This is a genomic window from Paraburkholderia sp. Cpub6 (assembly GCF_014201065.1).
Lineage (GTDB): Bacteria > Pseudomonadota > Gammaproteobacteria > Burkholderiales > Burkholderiaceae > Paraburkholderia > Paraburkholderia tuberum.
Genome location: NZ_JACHDM010000004.1, coordinates 121,584 through 142,294 on the forward strand (window position 1 = coordinate 121,584; position 20,711 = coordinate 142,294).

Sequence of the window (20,711 nt, forward strand, 5' to 3'; positions counted from 1 at the left end):
GCAATCAATTCATTTCAATTGCATTATTGGTGCCCCGAACTTACGCTCGATCACACTAAAAAACAACCTGGAGACAAGCTCATGCTGCCATTGCTGGGGCTGGCTACCATCGTCGTGCTGCTCGGCGCGATCCTGTCCAAACGCATGTCGCCGCTCGTCGCGCTGATCATCGTGCCGCTCGCGGCCTCGCTGCTCGGCGGCTTCGGCTTGCAGACGAGCAAGTTCGTCGTCGATGGCCTCAAGAGCCTCGCGCCCGTCGTCTGCATGTTCGTCTTCGCGATCCTGTACTTCGGCACGATCACCGACGCCGGTACGCTCGACCCGATCATCGAGCGCATCCTGCGCGCGGTCGGCACACGGCCCACGCGCATCGTGATGGGCACCACGCTGCTCGCGCTGCTGATCCACCTCGACGGCTCCGGCGCCGTCTGCTTCCTCGTCACCATTCCGGCGATGCTGCCGCTCTACGACCGCCTGAAGATGGACCGGCGCGTGCTCGCCGCGGCGGTATCGATGGCGGCCGGCATCAATTTCCTGCCATGGACGGGGCCGATGATTCGCGCGTCCGCGTCGCTGCATCTGCCGATCTCGGCGTTGTTCAATCCGCTTATTCCGGTGCAGGCGATCGGCCTAGTATTTGTGTTCTCGATGGCGTACTGGCTCGGGCGGCGCGAGGAAAAGCGCCTCGGTCTCAACGCTGCGAGCGGTTCCGTGCCGATGCCCCAACGCGAACTGACGCCGGAACAACAGGCGCTGCGCCGCCCGCAAAACTTCTGGTTCAACATCGTGCTGACGCTCGTCGTGCTCGGTACGATGGTCGTGATGGGCGAGAAGATTCCGCCGGCGATCATGTTCATGGTGGGCCTGTGCATCGCATTGATGGTCAACTATCCGAATGTGGACATGCAGCGCAAACGGATCGACGCGCATGCGCGCGCCGCGCTGATGATGGCCGGCATCCTGCTCGCGGCCGGCGTGTTCACCGGCGTGATGCAGGGCAGCGGCATGCTGAAGGCGATGGCGCAGGCGGCCGTCGGCTTCGTGCCGCCGGCGATGGCGAGTCATATTCCGATCGTGCTCGGCCTGCTGTCGATGCCGCTCAGCATGCTGTTCGATCCCGATTCGTTTTATTTCGGTGTACTGCCGGTGATCGCGGAAGTGGCGGGCCAGCTCGGCGTGCCGGCGGTGCACGTCGGTCAGGCCGCGTTGCTTGGACAGATGACCACCGGTTTTCCGGTCAGTCCGCTCACGCCCGCGACGTTCCTCGTGGTCGGGCTGTGCGGTATCGATCTGGCCGATCATCAACGATTCACGTTTCCCCTGCTGTTCGGCGCGTCGGTCGTGATGACGATCGCGTGCGTCGTGCTCGGGATTTTTCCACTGTGAGCTTCACTGAAGGAACGGGAGCACCATGACAGCCACTGAACCTCGACGCGTCGTGCGCATCGGCGCGGGCGCGGGCTATTCGGGCGACCGCATCGAACCCGCGCTCGAACTCGCGGAACACGGCCAGCTCGACTATCTCGTGTTCGAATGCCTCGCCGAACGCACGATCGCGATCGCGCAGCAGGCGCGCAGCAAGGACCCGGAGCTCGGCTACGACCCGCTGCTCGAAGCGCGCATGCGCGCGGTGCTGCCCGTCGCGGCGCGCAACGGCGTGCGTATCGTGTCGAACATGGGCGCGGCCAATCCGCTCGCGGCAGCGCGCCGGACCGCGCAGATCGCGCGCGAGTTGGGTCTCGGCGCCCTGAGGATTGCCGCAGTCACCGGCGACGACGTGCTCGACGTCGTGCGCGCGGGCGACTTCCATTTCGTCGAATCGGGCGAGGCGGTGGCCGCGTACGCGGACCGGCTGATATCGGCCAATGCGTACCTCGGCGCGAGCGGCATCGTCGAGGCGCTCTCGGCCGGCGCGCAGATCGTGCTGACCGGGCGCGTCGCCGATCCGTCGCTGTTCGTCGCGCCGCTGATCCACGAATTCGGCTGGCGCATGGACGACTGGCCGATGCTCGGCCAGGCGACGGTAATCGGCCATCTGCTCGAATGCGCGGGGCAGATCACCGGCGGCTATTTCGCGGACCCCGGTTTCAAGGACGTGCCGAATCTCGCACGGCTCGGCTTTCCGATCGCCGAAGTTGCGCGGGACGGTTCAGTGGTGATCACGAAGCTCGCGCAAAGTGGCGGGCTCGTGACCGAGGCGACCTGCAAGGAGCAGTTGCTCTACGAGATCCACGATCCGCGTCGTTATCTGCAGCCCGACGTGGTCGCCGATTTCTCGCAGGTGCGCGTCGAGCAGGAAGCCGTGGACCGTGTGCGCGTCACCGGCGGTGGCGGCACGGAGCGCACCGCGACGTTGAAAGTGTCGGTTGCGTATTTCGACGGCTATATCGGCGAGGGGCAGATTTCGTACGGCGGACCCGGCGCGCTTGCGCGGGCGCGGCTGGCGCTCGATATCGTGCGCGAGCGTCTCGCGCTGACCGGCGTGCAGACGCGCGAGTTGCGCTTCGATCTGATCGGCGTGAACGCACTGCATGGTGACGCGGTGGCGGCCGGTCATGGCGAGCCGTACGAAGTGCGCGCCCGGGTGGCGGGACGCACGGCGTCGCTTGCGCAGGCGCTGCGCATCGGCAACGAGGTCGAGACGCTGTACACGAACGGACCGGCGGGCGGCGGCGGCGTGACGAAGGCGGCGCGCGAGGTGGTCGCGGTGCAGTCGGTGCTGCTGCCGCGCGAGCATGCGGCGCCGGCTTTCTCGCTGATGGAGGCTTGAGATGAAACTACGGGAACTGGCCCACTCGCGCACCGGCGACAAGGGCAATACGCTCAATATCTCGGTGATCTGCTACGACGCGCTGCATTACGAGCGGTTGCGCGATGTGCTGACGCCCGAGCGCGTCAAGACGCATCTGCGCGATGTGGTGCGCGGCGATGTGGTGCGCCATGAGTTGCCGGGCCTTGCCGCATTCAACTTCGTGCTCGGCGACGCGCTCGGCGGCGGCGTTACGCGTTCGCTCGCGCTCGACGCGCATGGCAAATCGCTGAGCTCGGCGTTAATGGATCTCGACGTGGGGTAGTGAGGGCGTTGCCGGCGGCGTGTCGTGTTGCGGAGCGGCCGCTCAGCCCCGCATGTGATCACACGCCAGCCTTCGTCAGGTCATGCGCGCGGCGCAGTCGCTCGCGGCTGTTGCTCAGATGCATGCGCATCGCGGCGCGCGCGTCGTCGGCATCCTGACGCTCGATCGCGCGATAGATCATCAGATGCTCGCCGAGCACGCTGCGCAACACCTCGATATGGTCTAGCTCCGCGATCTCGGCCGAACCGAGCCGGGTGCGCGGGCTGACCGAGCGGCCGAGCTGGCTCAGCACGTCGAAGAAATAGCGGTTGCCGCTCGCGCGCGCGATCTGCAGATGGAACTCGATGTCGTGTGCGAGCGTGTCGGTGCTGCCGCGCTCGAGTTCCGACTCGAATCGATCGAGCGCAGTGCGGATCTGCTTCAGGTTCTGCTCGGTGCGCCGCGATGCCGCGAGCGCGGCCGCGGCCGCTTCGACGTCGATCCGGAACTCGATGATCGCCATCACGTCGAGCATGCTGGTGAGATCGGCGGCCGGAAGCTGCATCGGCTTTTCGGCGGCGGGCGCGAGCACGAACGTGCCAATGCCATGGCGCGTCTCGACGATCCTCTCTGCCTGCAGACGCGAAATCGCCTCGCGGACCACGGAGCGGCTCACGGACAGCTGCTTCATCATCGCGACTTCGGTGGGGATGCGGTCGCCTGGCCTCAGCGCTCCGCGGCGAATCTCATCGGAAAGGGTGGCCACCACCTTTTCAGTTAGGCTGCTCATTTTTGTGGCTGGTTGACTGATCCTGCAAAGTATCGCACAGGACTGTACTCGATTCTGCCGCGTTCGGCGGCATCGGCGCGGGCTATTTTTTGCGTGCGGATGCGCGGTTGGGGGCGGGGATGAGGCGGACATTTGCGCAAACGCATGGGCTGCTGACGACAGTCTGCCAATTGTAGACATCAGACGTCTTAGTTCGAGGCGGATTCCGGGTTGGTCAACGGGGTCTGTCAAGGCAGTCACTCTGGAACCACAGGGTAAACACCCCATTGGATTTGACAAAATTAACGCGGTAGACTGTCGTCAGACAACATATCAGGCGTAGAGCAGGGTCTTGCACCCACCGGGTGCGCCGCGCTGCGTTCCACCAGGCCTCGTGGCCGACAGGAGACACAACTTGACATCAGTTCTGACCACCGCGCTCGACCCGCTGGAATCGGCGGTCGCGAAGGTGAAGCGCAACGTGTTGCCGCTTTTCCTGATCATGTTCATCGCGAACTATATCGACCGCGTGAATATCGGCTTCGTCAACGCGCACATGAAGGCCGATCTCGGCATCGGCGCGGCCGCCTACGGGCTCGGCAGCGGGCTGTTCTTCATCGGCTACGCGCTGTTCGAAGTGCCGTCGAACGTGCTGATGCAGAAGTTCGGCGCGCGCGCCTGGCTCACGCGCATCATGGGCACTTGGGGGCTGGTGGCGGGCGCAATGGCGTTCGTCTGGAACGACACGTCGTTTTACGTGCTGCGGTTCCTGCTCGGCGTCGCCGAGGCGGGCTTCTTTCCCGGCGTCGTCTTTTACTTCACGCAGTGGCTGCCGCAAAAGGAACGCGGCAAGGCGATGGCGATCTTTCTGTCGGGCTCGGCGCTCGCGTCGGTGCTGTCCGGTCCCATCACCGGCTCGCTGCTGTCGATTCGCGGCCTCGGCCTGCAAGGCTGGCAGTGGATGTTCCTGATCGAAGGCGCGTTCTCGATCGCGCTGTGCGTCGTCAGCTGGTTGCTGTTGAAGTCGCGCATCCGCGACGCGCATTGGCTCACGGCCGAAGAACAGCGTGTGCTCGAACAATCGATCGCGGCCGAACAGGGCGAGCGCGAAGCGCAAGGCGGCGCGCATCTGCCGACGGTGAAGCTGCTGAAGGATCCGCAAATCGCGCTGTTCTGCTTCCTGTACTTCGCGATCCAGCTGACCATCTACGCGGCCACTTTCTGGCTGCCGACCATCATCCGCAAGATGGGCGGCCTTTCCGACTTCGAGGTCGGCATGTTCAACTCGATTCCGTGGCTGATCTCGATCGTCGCGATGTACGGGTTCGCGGTCGTATCGGCGAAATGGCGTCATCAGCAGGGCTGGCTCGCGGTCGCGCTCGTCATCGCGGCAGTCGGTCTGTTCGCGTCGACGTCGGGCAACCCGGTGTTCTCGTTCGTCGCGATCTGCTTCTCGGCGATCGGCTTCAAGGCGGCGGCGTCGCTGTTCTGGCCGATTCCGCAGGGCTACCTCGATGCGCGCGTCGTCGCCGGCGTGCTCGCGCTGATCAATTCGCTCGGCAACCTCGGCGGCTTCTTCGCGCCGGCCACCTTCGGCTATCTGCAGCAACACACGGGCTCGATCACGGGCGGGCTATACGGTCTCGGCGTCGCGTCGCTGCTCGCGGCGGCGGCCGGCTTCCTGACGCGCAACAAGCCCGGCAATCGCGAGCCGTTGCCCGATTCGTTGCGCGGCAACGCGCATTGACTACACTGACGGCTCGCATGCGGCCGTCGATTTTTCTGTATTCGAGTTCTCATCCGGTCCGGTCGAACACGCACGCAGCGCGCGGCGGCTTCCGCCGGCCGGCCTACTTCATCACACAGGTGCTTTTCCCATGTCCACCAAACCTACCGAATCGAACGCCACGCCGGTCGTCACCGAACTGCGCGTCGTGCCCGTCGCCGGTCGCGACAGCATGCTGATGAATCTGAGCGGCGCGCATGGTCCGTTCTTCACGCGCAACATCGTGATTCTGCGCGACAGCGCGGGCCATACCGGCGTGGGCGAAGTGCCGGGCGGCGAGAACATCCGCAAGACGATCGACGACGCGCGGCCGTTCGTGGTCGGTCAGTCGATCGGCAATCTGCAGGCGATCCTGAACAAGGTGCGCACGCAGTTCGCCGATCGCGACGCTGGGGGGCGTGGCCTGCAGACCTTCGACCTGCGCACGACGATTCACGCGGTGACCGCGCTCGAAGCCGCGCTGCTCGACCTGCTCGGGCAGCATCTCGGCGTGCCGGTCGCGGCACTGCTCGGCGAAGGCCAGCAGCGCGACGAAGTGGAAATGCTCGGCTACCTGTTCTATATCGGCGATCGCAACAAGACCGATCTGCCGTACGCGAACAACGCCGGCGCGCGTGACGACTGGGAGCGCGTGCGCACCGAGAAAGCGCTGACGCCGGAGACGGTCGTGCGTCTTGCCGAGGCCGCGAAGGCGCGCTATGGCTTCAACGACTTCAAGCTGAAGGGCGGCGTGCTGCCAGGCGACGCCGAGATCGAAGCGGTCACGGCACTCGCCGAGCGCTTCCCCGAAGCGCGCGTGACGCTCGACCCGAACGGCGCATGGTCGCTCGCGGAAGCGGTGCGCCTGTGCCGTGACAAGCACGATGTTCTCGCCTACGCGGAAGATCCATGCGGCGCGGAGAACGGCTATTCGGGCCGCGAAGTGATGGCCGAGTTCCGGCGCGCAACCGGCCTGCCGACGGCGACCAACATGATCGCGACCGACTGGCGTCAGATGGGTCACGCCATCCAGCTGCAATCGGTCGATATTCCGCTCGCCGATCCGCATTTCTGGACCATGCAGGGCTCGGTGCGCGTCGCGCAGATGTGCAACGACTGGGGCCTCACGTGGGGTTCGCATTCGAACAACCACTTCGACATTTCGCTCGCGATGTTCACGCACGTCGCGGCAGCGGCGCCGGGCAAGATCACCGCGATCGATACGCACTGGATCTGGCAGGATGGTCAGTTCCTGACGCAAGATCCGCTGCAGATCGTCGGCGGTAAGGTCAAGGTGCCGCAGAAGCCGGGGCTCGGCATCGAACTCGATATGGATGCGCTCGAGAAGGCCCACGCGCTGTATCAGCAGCACGGCCTCGGCGCGCGCGACGACGGCATTGCCATGCAATATCTGATTCCGAACTGGAAGTTCGACAACAAGCGGCCGTGTCTCGTGCGTTAAGGACGATTTAACTCAATCAAAAAGCCTGGCGGGCTGCACGAAAGATGCGGTTCACCAGGCTTTTTTGTTTCCTTTTGCATTGCACGGTGCGAGCTAGCCGCACCGCGGATATCGGCGGCCATCATCGGGCCACTTGTCAGCTCTTGCGAAACACCACATGCGAAATCCGCTGCACCAGCAGCGCGGCCGCGAGCGATGCCACCGCCGTCAGCCACACACCGATATGAATCGACTGCACGAGCGCGTCGCGTGCGCTATCGATCAGCGCGAGCGTATCGAGTCCCGACTTCTTCATATCCGCAATCAGCTGCGTGCGTGACGCGTCGTCGATCAGGATGCGCAGATCGACGAAACGCGGCCGCCATTGCGATGCGGCCGGCTCTCCGAGCACGCTCATCGTGCGCGTGACGACGTTGCGATAGTGATGCTGCACGACAGTCGCGACGATGCTGGTGCCGAGCATGCCGCCGACCATGCGCGTCGATTGCAATAGCGCGGTCGTGATGCCGAAGCGCTCGCGTCCGGCGATCTCCTGGCCGAACACGTTCAGGTTGTTCAGGATGAAGCCGAGGCCGATGCCGACCGCGCCCATCGGCAGCACGATGCGCCAGCGCGGCGTGTCCGGATTGGCGAACGCGAGCGCGATCGACGCGAACATCAGCAGCCCGAAACCGATCGTCAGAATGCGCGTGGGCTTCTTCATGTGAATCACGATGCGCGTGTTCACCACACTGCCGAGCGCGATGCACGCGGCGATCGGCGTCGCGAGCAGGCCGGCCTGCTGCGGCGAAAGACCGAAGCCGCCTTGCAGCAGCAAAGGCGCGAAGAAGATCAGCGAGAACATCACGAACCCGGACAGCATGCCGAGCGTGAATAGCGTGACGAGCTGCGCGTCCTTGAACAGATCGAGCGGAACGATCGGATGCGTGGCGCGCTTTTCGCACGTGAAGAGTGCGATAGCGCCGGCGATCACGCACGCGCCGAGCACGAGATTGCCCACGGTGAGGCCGTGCTTCGGCACCGCTTCGATAAACGCCTGCAAGCCGCCGAGCACGCCCGCGACGAGCCCCGCGCCGAGCCAGTCGATCTTTACTTCGCCGTCATGCGGCCGCCGGAAATTCGGCAGATGCATCCAGATGAAATAGAGCGCCGCCGCGCCCACCGGCAGATTGACGAGAAACGTCGAGCGCCAGCCGAGGTGCTCGCTCATCCAGCCGCCGAGCGACGGGCCGGCCGCCGTGCCGATGCCGTAGGCCGCGGCCAGCACGACCTGCCAGCGCACGCGGGTGCGCGGGTCGGGGAACAGATCGGGAATCGACGCGAACGCGGTGCCGACCATCATGCCGCCGCCAATGCCTTGCAGTCCGCGCGCGATCGCGAGAAACAGCATGCTGTTGGCGAGGCCGCACAACACGGACGCGACCGTGAACGTGATCACCGCAGCGATCACGAAGCGCTTGCGGCCGAAGTAGTCGCCGAGCCGCCCGAACACCGGCACCGTGACGACCGAGGCGAGCAGGTACGCGCTTGCGATCCACGCAAAATATTCGAAGCCGTGCAGCTCGGCGACGATCGACGGCAGCGCGGTGCTGACGACGGTCTGGTCGAGCGCGACCAGCATGTTGACGAGGCCGATGCCGAGCATCGCGTAAAGCGCGTGACGAAACGGCAGGGCGGGGGCGGCGGCGGCGGCGGAACTGGCGGGGGCGGTGGAATTCACGGATCGGGCAGAAGGCGGTTCGGGGTGGACGCTGCACGGCGGATCGCGGTCAGGCTGCCGGCGATTGCACGCAAGTTGTCTGACGTCTTGAGGATTATACGGGTTTCCCCTTGGTCAAAATCATTCGTCGCACGAAAAACCACACGGCGCGGGAAAAAACGTGGTGCCCCTGGCACGGCGTCGCACACGGGCCGCGGCGACTCCTGCATCGCCGTCCTCAAGTCGCGGACGCTGGCGCGCGCTTGCATCGTTGGGATGTGCGCGAGCGTACTGGATGGCCCGCACGGGTACGCCCGAACGTGGTAAGTTCGCTCGCGGTATATCCGATCGATGTGTTCGAGGAGGAACTCATCCTGCGTCACGCCATGGCTTGCCTGCTGAACACAGTCCGCGAAGCCTTGACGATCAGCGTCGGCGTGAGAGCGGCTTGGGGAGGTGGCGCGCTTCTGCTCTATGCGCACGGCGCAGCCGCCGTCACCGACATCGATACCGGCACCGGCGCCGCCTCAGGAATCAACACCGGCTTCGTCTCGCTGTATGGCGTGATCGATACGAGCGTCGAAATCACCGACCCCGGTTCGGGCTGGGTCGCGCGCATGGACTCCGGCGCGTATCGCGGCTCGCGGGTCGGGCTGCATGGCGCGCAGCCGCTCGGGGGCGGCAACGCGATCGTGTTCACGCTCGAAAACGGCTTCAGCTCGACCGACGGCAGCTTGCAGGTGCCCGGCTCGATCTTCAATCGTCAGGCATGGATCGGCGCGAGCGGCAGCTGGGGCGAACTGCGCGTCGGCCGTCAGTATTCGCCGATCTATATCCCGTTCAAGGGCGATCTCGACGCGTTCGGCGCCGGCACGATCGCCTCGGGGCTCAACAATCTGTCGAAGATCACGCCGTATGCGAACAACGCGGTTGCGTATCTGTCGCCGCGCATCGCCGGCTTCAGTGCGACGCTGATGATGGCGATGCGCGATCCGTCCGAGAGCGACGGCAACGGCATCGACGGTTATTACGTGACCGCGTCGTATCGGCTCGACCACCTGCATCTGCTGTACGCGCGCCAGCAGACGCACGGTGCCGGCGCGCTGCGCGCGAACCTCGGCGGCGCGAACTACGCCTTCGGCAAGCTGCGCGTGTGGCTGTCCTTTTTCAACGGCGATGGCGGCACACCGGTCTATCACGGCGCGGGCGGCTCACTGTCGGCGCAGTACAGTTTTTCGACCAATGCGCGTGCCTCGCTCGGCTATGCGCACGTGCGCGACTACACGACGCCTGGCGGCAGCGCGGACCAGTTCAGCGCGGCATTCGAATACAGCATGTCGCCGACGCTGCTGCTGTATTTCAGCGCCGCCTATCTCGCGAATCACGACGACTCGCGCTTCACGCTGCGCGGCGTCAACGTGACCGGGCTGCCCGTTGCCTATCCGGGCGCGCCGGTCGCGGGCGTCCAATTCGGTGTGATAGAGCGGTTCTAGCGCGCATCGCAGTACGTCAAGCTCTCAGTCGAGTCATTCACCCATTGGATAAAAGCGCTTGAATGCGTGCGCGAAATCACATGTCGCGCGGGGCCTGATTATTCTTATGCTGATCCTCATATCGTTCGATTCACATAACCCGCAGATTCCGCGGGATCACGCTCGCGCGTTGGCACGGTTCCGATTGAACAGAAAACAGGGTAGTGGCGCTATGCTAGCGGTTTCGTCTACTCGAGGAGCGACCGATGACCCAACACGCAGGTTCGATGATCACGTTCAACCGTCCCGACGGCAAGCAGCTACAGGGCTATCTCGCGAAGCCTGAAAAAACCGCGGGCGCGCCCGCGGTCGTCGTGATCCAGGAATGGTGGGGCTTGAACGACCAGATTCGCGGCGTCGCCGATCGCCTCGCGAAAGCCGGCTACTTCGCGCTGGTGCCCGATCTGTATCGCGGCAAGTCGACGGTCGAAGAGGATGAGGCGCACCACTTGATGAGCGGCCTCGATTTCGGCGATGCCGCAACGCAGGACGTGCGCGGCGCGGTCCAGTATCTGCAGCAGCACGCGGCGAAGGTTGGCTTGACCGGCTATTGCATGGGCGGCGCGCTGACGTTCCTCGCGCTGTGCAACGTGCCTGAAGTGGCGGCTGGCGTCGTCTGGTATGGCTTCCCGCCGCTCGACTATATCGACGCGTCGAAGATCAAGGTTCCGGTGATGGGCCACTGGGGTCTGCAGGACGACTTCTTCGCCGCCGACACCGTCGACGCGCTCGAAAAGAAACTCACCGACGCGAAAGTCGACGTCGAGTTTCATCGCTATCTGGCGCATCACGCGTTCGCGAACGAAACGGCGGTCGGGTCGGGCCGCATCGCGAGGACGCAATACGACCCGGTCTGGGCGCAACAGGCGTGGGATCGTACGTTGACGTTCTTTGGCCGCACGCTGTGGAAATGAGTTGGTGAATGGCGGAAGCGGATGGTTAGTCCGCTTCGTGAGAGTGCCCGCGGTCGTGGCGCTTTCTTATGCAGCCCGTTCCGGGTTTACGCGGCGCGCTTCGTTGCTCGCGAACGGCAGCTCACAGCTTCGAAGCGCCATCGACATGCAGCGTCTCGACGGTGATCCAGCGCGCGGCGTCCGAAGCCCATGACGTTTTCGCCGACCACGGCTATCATGCAGGCGCACACGACAAAACCGGCGGGGACACCTTGACGACCGATCAGGCAGCCAACCGCACCGCAACCGCGGCCGCAGCAATGCCAGCGGCTTTCGACTACACCCACTTCGACACCTTCGGCACTGTGCCGCGCGAGCAGCTGCCTGTGTGGCGCGAGCGCGTCGGCCATTTTCTCGATGTGCCGATTTCGCGCCGGCAACTCGCCGACGGCTTTCGCGGCACCATCGATACCTATCGCGCCGGCGGCATGGCCTTTACGGGTTGCCGCACCGATCCGGTCGCGCAATCGCGGTCGGTCGCGCGCATTTCGACCGACAACGTGCGCCAGATCGTGTTTCATATAGCCGTCGAAGGGACCTTCGAAACGACCACGGGCCTCTATCCGAAGCGCGTCGCGCTGCAAACGCGGCCGGGCATTCTCGCGCTCGACATGAACCAGCCGATGCGGATGACGCGCGGCCCGTGTCGTCTGCTCGCGCTGTTCCTGCCGCGCGCCATCATCGATCCGGTGCTGCCGGAGGCGGAGTCCATACATGGCCGCGTAATCGAATATCAGACGCCGCTGGCGCGGCTGATTCCCGCGCAGCTGTCCGAACTGTGCCGCACGTTGCCCACGATGGACGCGTCCGCGGCTCAGGAAGCGCTCCACACCTGCGCGCTGTTGATGGCGGCGGCGTTCGGCAAGGAAACAGGCTTGACCGGCAGTGCGCGGGCGGTGGCACGCACCGCGATGTTCACGGCAGCGCGCCGCTATATCGACGCAAATCTCGGCCAACCTGATCTGACGGTCGACAGCGTGCTGGCCATGTCGCCGCTGTCGCGGCCCACGCTGTATCGATTGTTCGAGCCGGAGGGTGGGCTTCACGCGTATATCCGCAACCGGCGCCTGCGCGAAGCGGCCGATGAACTGCATCGCCACCCGCGCAGGCCAGTGATCGAGGTCGCGTACGGCTGGGGCTTCAATAGCGCGTCGGATTTCAATCGCGCGTTCAAGCGTGCCTACGATATGTCGCCGGGTGATTTTCGCGCGGCGGCATCCGCAATCAATGCATGGAGATGACAACGTGGTGAAGATCGATCCTGACCGGCTGATGGCCGACCTCAAACGGCTGCGCGGTTTCGGCGCGACCGGTCCCGGCGTGGTCCGGCTCGCGCTGTCGCCGGTCGATCTGGCGGCACGCGAATGGCTGGTCGGCAGGATGACTGAGGCGGGGCTCGACGCGCGCATCGACGGCGTCGGCACCGTGTTCGGACGCTCGCGCAAGAGCGGTCCCGCGCTCGTGATCGGCTCGCATACCGACACGCAGCCGACCGGCGGCTGGCTCGATGGCGCAATGGGCGTGATGTACGGGCTCGAAATCGCCCGCGCGCTAGCGGAGCATGCCGCGACGCGGCACCTCGCCGTCGACGTCGCGTCGTGGATCGACGAGGAGGGCACGTTCTCGGGCCTGCTCGGCAGCCGCAGCTTCGTCGGCGAGGCGGTCGACGACTCGATTCGCGGCGCGACGAACCGGCAGGGCGAACGCCTCGCCGACGTACTCGAGACCGCCGGACTGGCGGGCCGGCCGCGTGCACGTTTCGAGGCAGGGCGCCAGGTCGCGTATCTGGAGCCGCATATCGAGCAGGGCGGACGTCTCGAAGCGATCGGCAAAGCGATCGGCGTCGTCACGACGATCGTCGGGCTGCGCGAATCGCGGCTGCGCTTCACGGGTCAGCGCAATCACGCGGGCACGACGCCAATGGCGATTCGCCGCGACGCGGGCGCGGCGCTCGTCGCGTTCATCGCGCGGATGAACGACGCGTTTGGGCAACTGGCGGACGCGGATACCGTCTGGACCGTGGGCCGCATCGATCTCGATCCGGGCTCGATGAGCGTCGTGCCCGGCGCGGCCGACATGTACCTGCAATTCCGCGATGCCAACCCCGCACGGCTTCAGGCCATGGAACGCGCGCTCGCGGAACTGGTGCGCGATTTCAACGCGCACGACGCGGTGAGCGTCGAATTGCAGACGCTCGACGAGCCGATCGAACCCGTCAGCATGGACGCCACGCTCGCGGAGCACATCGCGCGAGCCGCCGAAGCACTCGCGCCGGGCCAGTGGCTGCGCATGCCGAGCGGCGCCGCGCACGACGCGCAGGTGATCGCGCGTTGCATGCCGGCGTGCATGATGTTCGTGCCGAGCATCGGCGGCGTGAGTCACGACTTTATCGAGGACACGGTCGAGGCGCATATCGTGCTCGGCTGCCAGGTCGCGGCGACGGCCGCGGCTTCGATGCTGCTGCAGCTATCGGCTGGGCATTCCTGAGGGCCGCGCTACTTCCACTTGTCGCCGAGCGCGTCGAGCCCGGCTTTCATCAGATCCTCGGGCAGCATCGCGATGCGCAGCTCGCAGTCGGCGTCGAGCGTCAGGAACCACGGTTCGGCAAGCGCGGGGATCGCCGATGCATCGGCGACCTCGACGACCGCCACCGCGCCGCGTTTGCCCTGCTGCTCGGTGAAGTAGATGGCTTCTGGTTTCATGTCCTCGAGGATCTTTCTCATCAGGTCGCCGATTCGGCCTTCGCGCACGAGTGTGCTGAACGGTTCGTTCGGTATTTGTATGTTGAGAAGCATGCGCATGTCATCCTCCTGTTCGATACCCCAAAGGGCATCTTAAGGAGAGGTGTTGCATGCGCGGGCGATGGTGCTGATCGCGGACGAAGCATCGGCGATTACGGCCGGTGGGTGGCGCATCGTGCCGGGTGTGCGCTGCTTTAGCTACCGAACAGCGAACCCTGCGTTGCCCGGCTCGGCTGACGATGCGCCGGTTTCGCGGGCGCATCGTCCTTGAGCGGGTGCGCCGCGTTTCCCTTCGGCGCCAGCCGATGCGCGTCATCCGCCGCTGCTTCGAGCGAGGTCTGCCCCGCCTCCAGCGAAAGCAGCAGCATCTTGTTGGCGAGGCCGCCGGCGAATCCCGTCAGCTCGCCCGACGCGCCGATCACGCGATGACACGGCGCGACGATCGAAATCGGATTCCGGCCGTTTGCCGCGCCCACCGCGCGCACCGCATTGACGTTGCCGATCTGCTGCGCGATCTCCGAGTAGCTGCGCGTCTGGCCGAACGGAATGGTCAGCAGCGCGCGCCAGACCTGCTTCTGGAACTCGGTGCCGTGAAAGTCGAGCGGCAGATCGAAGGCCTGGCGCGTGCCCGCGAAGTACTCGTGCAATTGCCGCTCGGTTTCGACGAGCACCGCGAGTTCGTTCGCTTCGCTCATTTCGCCGAGTCGCACGCGGTCAGGCTTGTCGTGCTCCCACAGAATCGCGGCGAGGCATTCGCCTTTCGCCACCAGCTTCAACTGACCGACCGGCGAATCGATCAACTTGTATGCATACGTCACTTTCTCAGGCTCCTGACAGGGTGGCGGCGCAAGGACTTGCGAGGCGGCGGCGTTCGACGACCGGACGCGCAAAACTGTATGAAGGCTGCGCCGTTATCCGATAGTGTGTCGCTTGCATGGCCCGAACGCGCTCCAGATATTGCTGTCTCATCGCATTCGACATGGCCGCGACGGCCGTGACCCCCGCGACGCTCGCATCACTGTACCGCAGAGAACCCCAGATGACCTTCGACTCAGTAAAATCGACAGCTTCGGTACGACGCGCTGCGGGCGCTACCCGATCTTCTTTCCCACGACTGTGACCACGACTTTAGAACAACTGCGGGCCGGGCGACTGGCGGGTGCGCGCGAACTCAAACTCGCGTGCGGCCTGAGCGAATTTCCGCGCGAGATTTTCGATCTCGCCGATACGCTCGAAGTGCTCGACCTGTCGAACAACGCATTGACGACGCTGCCGGACGATCTGCCGCGTCTGCGCAAACTGCGCATCCTGTTCGCGTCCAACAACCCGTTCACCGAATTGCCCGGCGTGCTCGGCGAATGCGCGCAACTGAGCATGATCGGCTTCAAGTCGAATCGCATCCGCGAGGTGCCGGCGCGCGCGCTGCCGCCGCTGCTGCGTTGGCTGATTCTGACCGACAACGATCTCGAACGCTTGCCCGCGGAGCTCGGCCGCTGCACGCAACTGCAGAAGCTGATGCTTGCCGGCAACCGGCTGCGCGCGCTGCCCGAGGAGTTGCTCGCATGCACGCGGCTCGAACTGCTGAGGGTCGCGGCGAATCGTTTCGATGCATTGCCGCGTTGGTTGCTGCGTCTGCCGCGGCTTGCGTGGCTCGCGTATGCGGGCAATCCGTTCAACGCGGCGCTCGAACAGGCGGCGCTCATCGACACACCCATCAGCGGCATTCGTTGGGATGCGTTGCGGCTCGAACGGCCGTTGGGCGAGGGCGCATCGGGCGTCATCTATCGCGCGGCGCTGCACGCGGACAACGAGCCCGCGCCGCGTGCGGTCGCCGTCAAGCTGTTCAAGGGCGCGGTGACGAGCGACGGTTTGCCCGACTGCGAGATGGCTGCTTGCATGCGCGGCGGCGAACATGCGAACCTGATCCCCGTGCTCGGCAAGGTGATCGGGCATCCGTCGGATACGCATGGCCTCGTGATGGGATTGATCGATACGCGCTTCGCCAATCTCGCCGGCCCGCCGAGCCTCGCATCGTGTACGCGCGACATCTATCGCGACGACGCGCGCTTCGACCTTGCGACGGTGCTCGGTATCGCGAGCGGCATCGCGAAGGTCGCGAGTCATCTGCATCGGGGCGGCGTGATGCATGGCGATCTGTACGCGCACAATATCCTGCACGGCGGCGCGGGGCGCGCGCTGCTCGGCGATTTCGGGGCGGCGTCGTTTTTTGACGCCGGCGATCGCGAGCTCGCTATCGCGTTGCAGCGGCTCGAAGTGAGGGCGTACGGCTGTCTGCTCGAAGAACTGCTCGAGCGTTGCGACGTATCCGGTGGACTCGCCGCGCAACTCGCCGCCTTGAAGACGCGTTGTCTGAGCGAAGATATCGACAGCCGGCCGCTCTTCGACGAAATTGCCGCCAGCGTCGCGTCGTTCGATCGGCACCTCCGCAACCGGCACCTCCGCAACCGGCACCTCCGCGAAGGAGTCAAGCCATGACGCAGAACATGCGCCGCCGCCTGCTGCTCGCGGGCGCGCTGGCCGCAACCGGTCTCACTGGCATCGCGCTGTTCGCGGACGATGCCGGCGCCGAAGTGCTGCCCGGCACGAAGCCGAAGATCGCGCTCGTACTCAAATCGATGTCTGACCCGTTCACGGTCGCGATGGTCGACGCTGCGCGCAATTACCAGGACCACTTCTCGTCGCAATTCAGCCTGACGATTCGCGGCACGGCCAAACAGACCGACACCGCCGCGCAGATCCGCATGGTCGACGAGGCGATCAGGGCGAAGGTGAACGCGATCGTGATCGCGCCGACCGACTCGAAGGCGCTGATCCCGGTGATCGCGCGCGCGATCAAGGCCGGCATCATCACGATCACGATCGACAACCCGCTCGACGATGCGGCGCAAGCGGCCGCCGGCATCTCGGTGCCGTTCGTCGGGCCGAACAATCGCAACGGCGCGAAGCAGGTCGGCCAATATCTGGCCGAGCGGCTGAAGCCCGGCGATCAGGTTGGCATCATCGAAGGCATTTCGGTGAGCAGCAATGCGCAGCAGCGCACGGCCGGCAGCCGCGATGCGATGGATGCCGCGAGCGTGCAGGTCGTCGCGGTCGAGTCGGGTGACTGGGAGTACGGCAAGGCCCGCGACGTGGCCGCGAAAATGCTGGCCGAGCACCCGCAGCTGCGCGCGCTGTTATGCGGCAACGACAACATGGCGATGGGCGCGGTCGACGCGGTTCGCGACGCGGGTCGCGGCGGCGGCGTCTATGTCACCGGCTACGACGCGATCGATGCGATCAAGCCGCTACTCGCCGACGGCCGCGTGCTCGCGACGATGAACCAGTTCGCCGGCCGCCAGACCGTGTTCGGCATCGACTTCGCGTTGAAGGCGGTGACCGAGCGGCGCAAGCAGCGGGAGTTGTCGAAGGTGATCGAGACGCCGCTGCAACTGGTGACGGCCTCGATACGTTGAGGCGGCGTAGCGATTAGCGCGCAGCGACGGCGGCAGCGATTTTTTCCGTGGCATGATGATGTCCGGTGTATTGGTATTCAACCACAACGAACCGCTGGGCCTGCCATGTCCTTCCATACCTGGTTGCTTTTCGCCGGTGCCTATCTGCTCACCACCATTTCGCCGGGACCGAACGTTCTGCTCGTGATCCGCAATTCGGTCCGCTATGGAAACCGCGGCGCGGCAACGAGCGTCGCCGGTAATCTGCTCGCGCAAGGCGTCGTCGTCGCGCTCGTGGCGCTAGGTGTCGGCGCGGTATTGACGACGCTGCCGCCGCTCTTCGTCGCGATGAAAGTGCTCGGCGCGGGTTATTTGATGTATCTCGGCATCAGGCAACTGCGCGGCGGCAACAAAGAGGCATCGCGGGCCGCGCAGCCGGCGGGCGTCGCATCGTCCGCTTATACGTTCGAGCGCAAGAAGGTATTCCGCGAAGCCTTGCTCGTGTCGGGCAGCAATCCGAAGACGATGATCTTTCTATCGGCGTTCATGCCGCAATTCATCGACCACGAGCGCGGCCTGGCGGAGCAGTTCATCGTGATGTATCTGACGATCGCGGTCACCGTCGCGCTCGTGCACACCATTTATTCGCTCGGCGTGCGCGGTATCCATACGCGCGTCGGAGCCAGCCGGTGGGTCGCGGCCATCAAACGCGGCAGCGGGCTCGTCTTCGTCGCGCTCGGCATCAAGCTGCTGACCGCGCAACGTGGCTAGTCCGTCATGATGCCGGCAAGAAAATGAGCCGAATGCAAAGCATCGTCGATGTGAACGTGCTGTTCCTGAATGGGCAGGGCGAGTGCCTTTTCATCCGGCGCGCGAATACCGGTTTCAGGGACGGCCAGTACGCGTTGATTGCCGGCCATCTCGAACCGGGCGAATCGATCGAGGCATGCGCGATTCGCGAATCGAAAGAAGAAGCGGGTGTGACGATCGCGCCCGGCGCGCTCGAATTCAAACTCGTGATGCGGCGCGACTCGGACACGAACCGCATCAGCTTCTTTCTCGTGTGCCGTTCATGGCAGGGCGAACTGGCGAACATGGAGCCGCACAAGTGCTCGGGCTTCGTGTGGGCGAAGCCCGACCATCCACCGGCACCGGTCGTCGACTACGTGGCGGCCGCTCTCGCGCATATCCGCGACGGTGTGATGCTGGCCGATTTCAAGCCGTGATTCGCAGAGTTCCTGCTTATCTCGTCACTTTTGCTGACGATTTCCTGAACGAATCAAACCCGCAAAATCCCGCTGAATCGAGCGACGAAACGACCGCCCAATTGACGCGGCTCCAATCGCGACGTTCGACGTGAAGGGCGACCTTCAGCACGGCGTGATCTCGCTGTACGACTAAGAAGACGCTGCCGGACGTCGTCAAGATGTAACAGCGAGCGGTACGCCGCAAAAGCACAAAGGGCCGATCAAGCATTGCTTCATCGGCCCTTTGTTTTGACGGTAGCGAGATCGTTCGATCTCAGGTCATTGTAGTTACGGCACGAGCCACAACGCCACCGCGTAAATCACCAGCGACACCGCGAACGTCACCGCCGTATAGCCCATGACGCGCTGAATCCGGATACCCGCGATCGCGACGATCGGCACGGCCCAGAACGGCTGCAGCATGTTCGATACATTCTCGGCCATCGCGACGCCCATTGCGGTGCGCGGCACCGACGCATGCAGGCTGAGCGCCGCGGGCAGCACGAACGGACCCTGCACCGCCCAGTGGCCACCGGCGCTCGGCACCAGCAGCGTGATGATCAGCGAGCTCAGATAGCTCCACAGCGGCAGCGTGACCGGTGACGCGATCGTCACGAACGCTTTCGCGATCATCGACGCGAGACCCGTGCCCTTCATGATGCCCATGATCCCGCCGTACATCGGATATTGCAGCAGCATCGAGCCGGTCTGACGCGCGGCGCGGCGAATCGAATTCGCGTACGCGATCGGCGTGCGTTGCAGCGCGAGACCGATCATCAGGAAGATCAGGATCGTGTTGTTGATGTCGAGATCGAATCCTTCCTTGTGCCACGTCATCGCCAGATAGCCGATGCCGAGCGCGAGCATCAGCAGTGTGCCGAGCATCGACTGTTCGAGGCGCGCCGCGAGCGATGTCTCGCTGCTCGCGCGGGCATGCGGGTCGTCGCTCGGCGCGTCGGCGGCTGCTTCACCGCTCTGACGAAACGCGACGACGTTCTCCGCCTTCGGATGCATCTTGATGAAGATCGCGGTCATCACGACGACGACCAGCACGGTCGGAATGAACACGAACGGCGCGAAGATGGTTTCGCTGAGCGGCACCACGTGGCCGGTCGCTTTCTCGACGAGATTCAGCGCATTGCCGTGCGATGCCTGTGATAGCGCGATCGAACTTGACAGCCCGCTGTTGCAGATCGACCAGGCCGAATAGCTGCCCGCGACGAGCCATGCGAAGTCGACGTCGACGCGCCGCGCGATTTCCCGCGACAGCAACGCGCCGACGATGAGCCCGAGCCCCCAATTGAGCCACGCGGCAACCGCGACGACCGGAAACACGAGCAGCGCGGCACGCGTCGGCGAGTTCGCATGCGACGCGAGCGCGCGCAGACCGCGTTGCACGATCGGCGCTTCCGCGATCGCGTAGCCGGTCGCGAGGATCAGGATCATCTGCAGCGCGAAGCCCAGAATGCCGAACGTGCCGGTGTACCAGGAATCGAGCAGCGTCGGCAGTGTGCCGGTCGGTGCGATCAGCATCGCCAGCACGGCGACGAAGAACGTCAGGCAGATCGACAGGACGAACGGGTCGGGCATGACCTGCTCGAAAACATAAACCAGCCCTTCGACGATGCCGCGCGAAGCGGCCGGTCGGCCGGCGGCGTGAGGGGGAGTGTCTCGCTTCATGTGTGTGACTCTGTGTAGTGCCGGGCCCTGTGCTGGGCGGACGGGCGGGTACGGCGCGCCGGCGCGGGGTGCTGGCGCGTATTGGCGGCAAACTTGCCTTACCTGATCTTGATCACAGCGGACAGATTGGCGCGAATCCAGGAGGGTGGGCCCAGGCTTGGGCGCGCTTGGCCTCGCACCCGGTGTTGCGCTCGAAAAGACCTCTGTTTCCGTTTCAATGTTCTTATGGTGAACACGGTTTCGTTAAACGAACGCTGCATTATTCGCGGTGGGAGCGGGCAATGTCAAGAAAAGGTGAAATCGGTTGAGCGGTCCCGACATCGATTAATATCTTTCGCGACCTAATTACGCAGAAAAA

At 64.7% G+C, this 20,711-nt stretch carries 18 protein-coding genes; 13 read left to right on the plus strand and 5 right to left on the minus strand.

The window, feature by feature from the left end:
• The first annotated feature begins 81 nt into the window (after window positions 1–81).
• From HDG33_RS09490 to HDG33_RS09500, 3 genes are read left to right on the plus strand one after another with little or no spacing between them, the layout of a single operon-like run.
• Window positions 82–1,386, plus strand: a complete 1,305-nt coding sequence (locus HDG33_RS09490) for a CitMHS family transporter (RefSeq protein ID WP_184024701.1) — start codon at window positions 82–84, stop codon at window positions 1,384–1,386.
• A gap of 25 nt (window positions 1,387–1,411) precedes the next feature.
• Complete coding sequence (locus HDG33_RS09495) at window positions 1,412–2,770, plus strand: acyclic terpene utilization AtuA family protein (RefSeq protein WP_184024704.1); 1,359 nt, start codon at window positions 1,412–1,414, stop codon at window positions 2,768–2,770.
• 1 nt (window position 2,771) lies between these two features.
• Window positions 2,772–3,074 carry a hypothetical protein gene (locus HDG33_RS09500; RefSeq protein ID WP_184024707.1) on the plus strand — a complete coding sequence of 101 codons (303 nt, stop codon included), beginning with the start codon at window positions 2,772–2,774 and terminating at the stop codon, window positions 3,072–3,074.
• A gap of 58 nt (window positions 3,075–3,132) precedes the next feature.
• Here the strand turns inward: HDG33_RS09500 and HDG33_RS09505 are convergent, their stop codons facing one another.
• Window positions 3,133–3,843 carry a FadR/GntR family transcriptional regulator gene (locus HDG33_RS09505; protein WP_184024710.1) on the minus strand — a complete coding sequence of 237 codons (711 nt, stop codon included), beginning with the start codon at window positions 3,841–3,843 and terminating at the stop codon, window positions 3,133–3,135.
• Window positions 3,844–4,237: 394 nt separating this feature from the next.
• Here HDG33_RS09505 and HDG33_RS09510 point away from each other — a divergent pair, with 394 nt between their 5' ends.
• Together HDG33_RS09510 and gudD are read left to right on the plus strand one after the other, a co-directional pair.
• Window positions 4,238–5,569, plus strand: a complete 1,332-nt coding sequence (locus HDG33_RS09510; RefSeq protein ID WP_184024713.1) for an MFS transporter — start codon at window positions 4,238–4,240, stop codon at window positions 5,567–5,569.
• Window positions 5,570–5,699: 130 nt separating this feature from the next.
• Window positions 5,700–7,049, plus strand: coding sequence for a glucarate dehydratase (gene gudD, locus HDG33_RS09515; protein WP_184024716.1), 1,350 nt, complete (start codon window positions 5,700–5,702; stop codon window positions 7,047–7,049).
• Window positions 7,050–7,185: 136 nt separating this feature from the next.
• Here gudD and HDG33_RS09520 read toward each other — a convergent pair whose 3' ends face one another.
• Complete coding sequence (locus HDG33_RS09520) at window positions 7,186–8,694, minus strand: MFS transporter (RefSeq protein WP_184025602.1); 1,509 nt, start codon at window positions 8,692–8,694, stop codon at window positions 7,186–7,188.
• A gap of 374 nt (window positions 8,695–9,068) precedes the next feature.
• Here HDG33_RS09520 and HDG33_RS09525 point away from each other — a divergent pair, with 374 nt between their 5' ends.
• The 4 genes from HDG33_RS09525 to HDG33_RS09540 all read left to right on the plus strand — a co-directional run bounded on the left by HDG33_RS09525 (window position 9,069) and on the right by HDG33_RS09540 (window position 13,720).
• Entirely contained in the window at window positions 9,069–10,241 is a 1,173-nt protein-coding gene (locus HDG33_RS09525; RefSeq protein WP_184024719.1) for a porin, read from the plus strand.
• Between the two features lie 245 nt (window positions 10,242–10,486).
• Window positions 10,487–11,194 (plus strand): dienelactone hydrolase family protein, encoded by a 708-nt coding sequence (locus HDG33_RS09530; protein ID WP_184024723.1) that lies wholly within the window; start codon window positions 10,487–10,489, stop codon window positions 11,192–11,194.
• 251 nt (window positions 11,195–11,445) lie between these two features.
• A complete protein-coding gene (locus HDG33_RS09535; RefSeq protein ID WP_184024726.1) occupies window positions 11,446–12,474 on the plus strand; it encodes a helix-turn-helix domain-containing protein in 1,029 nt (342 codons plus the stop codon).
• A gap of 4 nt (window positions 12,475–12,478) precedes the next feature.
• Window positions 12,479–13,720 (plus strand): Zn-dependent hydrolase, encoded by a 1,242-nt coding sequence (locus HDG33_RS09540; protein WP_184024729.1) that lies wholly within the window; start codon window positions 12,479–12,481, stop codon window positions 13,718–13,720.
• An 8-nt stretch (window positions 13,721–13,728) separates the two neighbouring features.
• Here the strand turns inward: HDG33_RS09540 and HDG33_RS09545 are convergent, their stop codons facing one another.
• Together HDG33_RS09545 and HDG33_RS09550 are read right to left on the minus strand one after the other, a co-directional pair.
• Window positions 13,729–14,034: a panthothenate synthetase gene (locus HDG33_RS09545; protein ID WP_090807469.1), complete on the minus strand. Its 306-nt coding sequence runs from the start codon at window positions 14,032–14,034 to the stop codon at window positions 13,729–13,731.
• 134 nt (window positions 14,035–14,168) lie between these two features.
• Complete coding sequence (locus HDG33_RS09550; protein WP_184024732.1) at window positions 14,169–14,792, minus strand: methylated-DNA--[protein]-cysteine S-methyltransferase; 624 nt, start codon at window positions 14,790–14,792, stop codon at window positions 14,169–14,171.
• Between the two features lie 298 nt (window positions 14,793–15,090).
• Here HDG33_RS09550 and HDG33_RS09555 point away from each other — a divergent pair, with 298 nt between their 5' ends.
• From HDG33_RS09555 to HDG33_RS09570, 4 genes are all read left to right on the plus strand, one after another.
• Window positions 15,091–16,470 (plus strand): leucine-rich repeat-containing protein kinase family protein, encoded by a 1,380-nt coding sequence (locus HDG33_RS09555; RefSeq protein WP_184024735.1) that lies wholly within the window; start codon window positions 15,091–15,093, stop codon window positions 16,468–16,470.
• Complete coding sequence (locus HDG33_RS09560) at window positions 16,467–17,447, plus strand: substrate-binding domain-containing protein (RefSeq protein ID WP_184024738.1); 981 nt, start codon at window positions 16,467–16,469, stop codon at window positions 17,445–17,447. The genes HDG33_RS09555 and HDG33_RS09560 overlap by 4 nt, the downstream gene beginning before the upstream one ends.
• A gap of 105 nt (window positions 17,448–17,552) precedes the next feature.
• Window positions 17,553–18,197, plus strand: coding sequence for a LysE family translocator (locus tag HDG33_RS09565; protein ID WP_184024742.1), 645 nt, complete (start codon window positions 17,553–17,555; stop codon window positions 18,195–18,197).
• A 23-nt stretch (window positions 18,198–18,220) separates the two neighbouring features.
• On the plus strand, window positions 18,221–18,652 hold the full coding sequence (locus HDG33_RS09570) for an NUDIX domain-containing protein (protein WP_184024745.1): 432 nt from the start codon (window positions 18,221–18,223) through the stop codon (window positions 18,650–18,652).
• Window positions 18,653–18,961: 309 nt separating this feature from the next.
• Here the strand turns inward: HDG33_RS09570 and HDG33_RS09575 are convergent, their stop codons facing one another.
• Complete coding sequence (locus tag HDG33_RS09575) at window positions 18,962–20,353, minus strand: short-chain fatty acid transporter (RefSeq protein WP_184024748.1); 1,392 nt, start codon at window positions 20,351–20,353, stop codon at window positions 18,962–18,964.
• Window positions 20,354–20,711 lie beyond the last annotated feature (358 nt).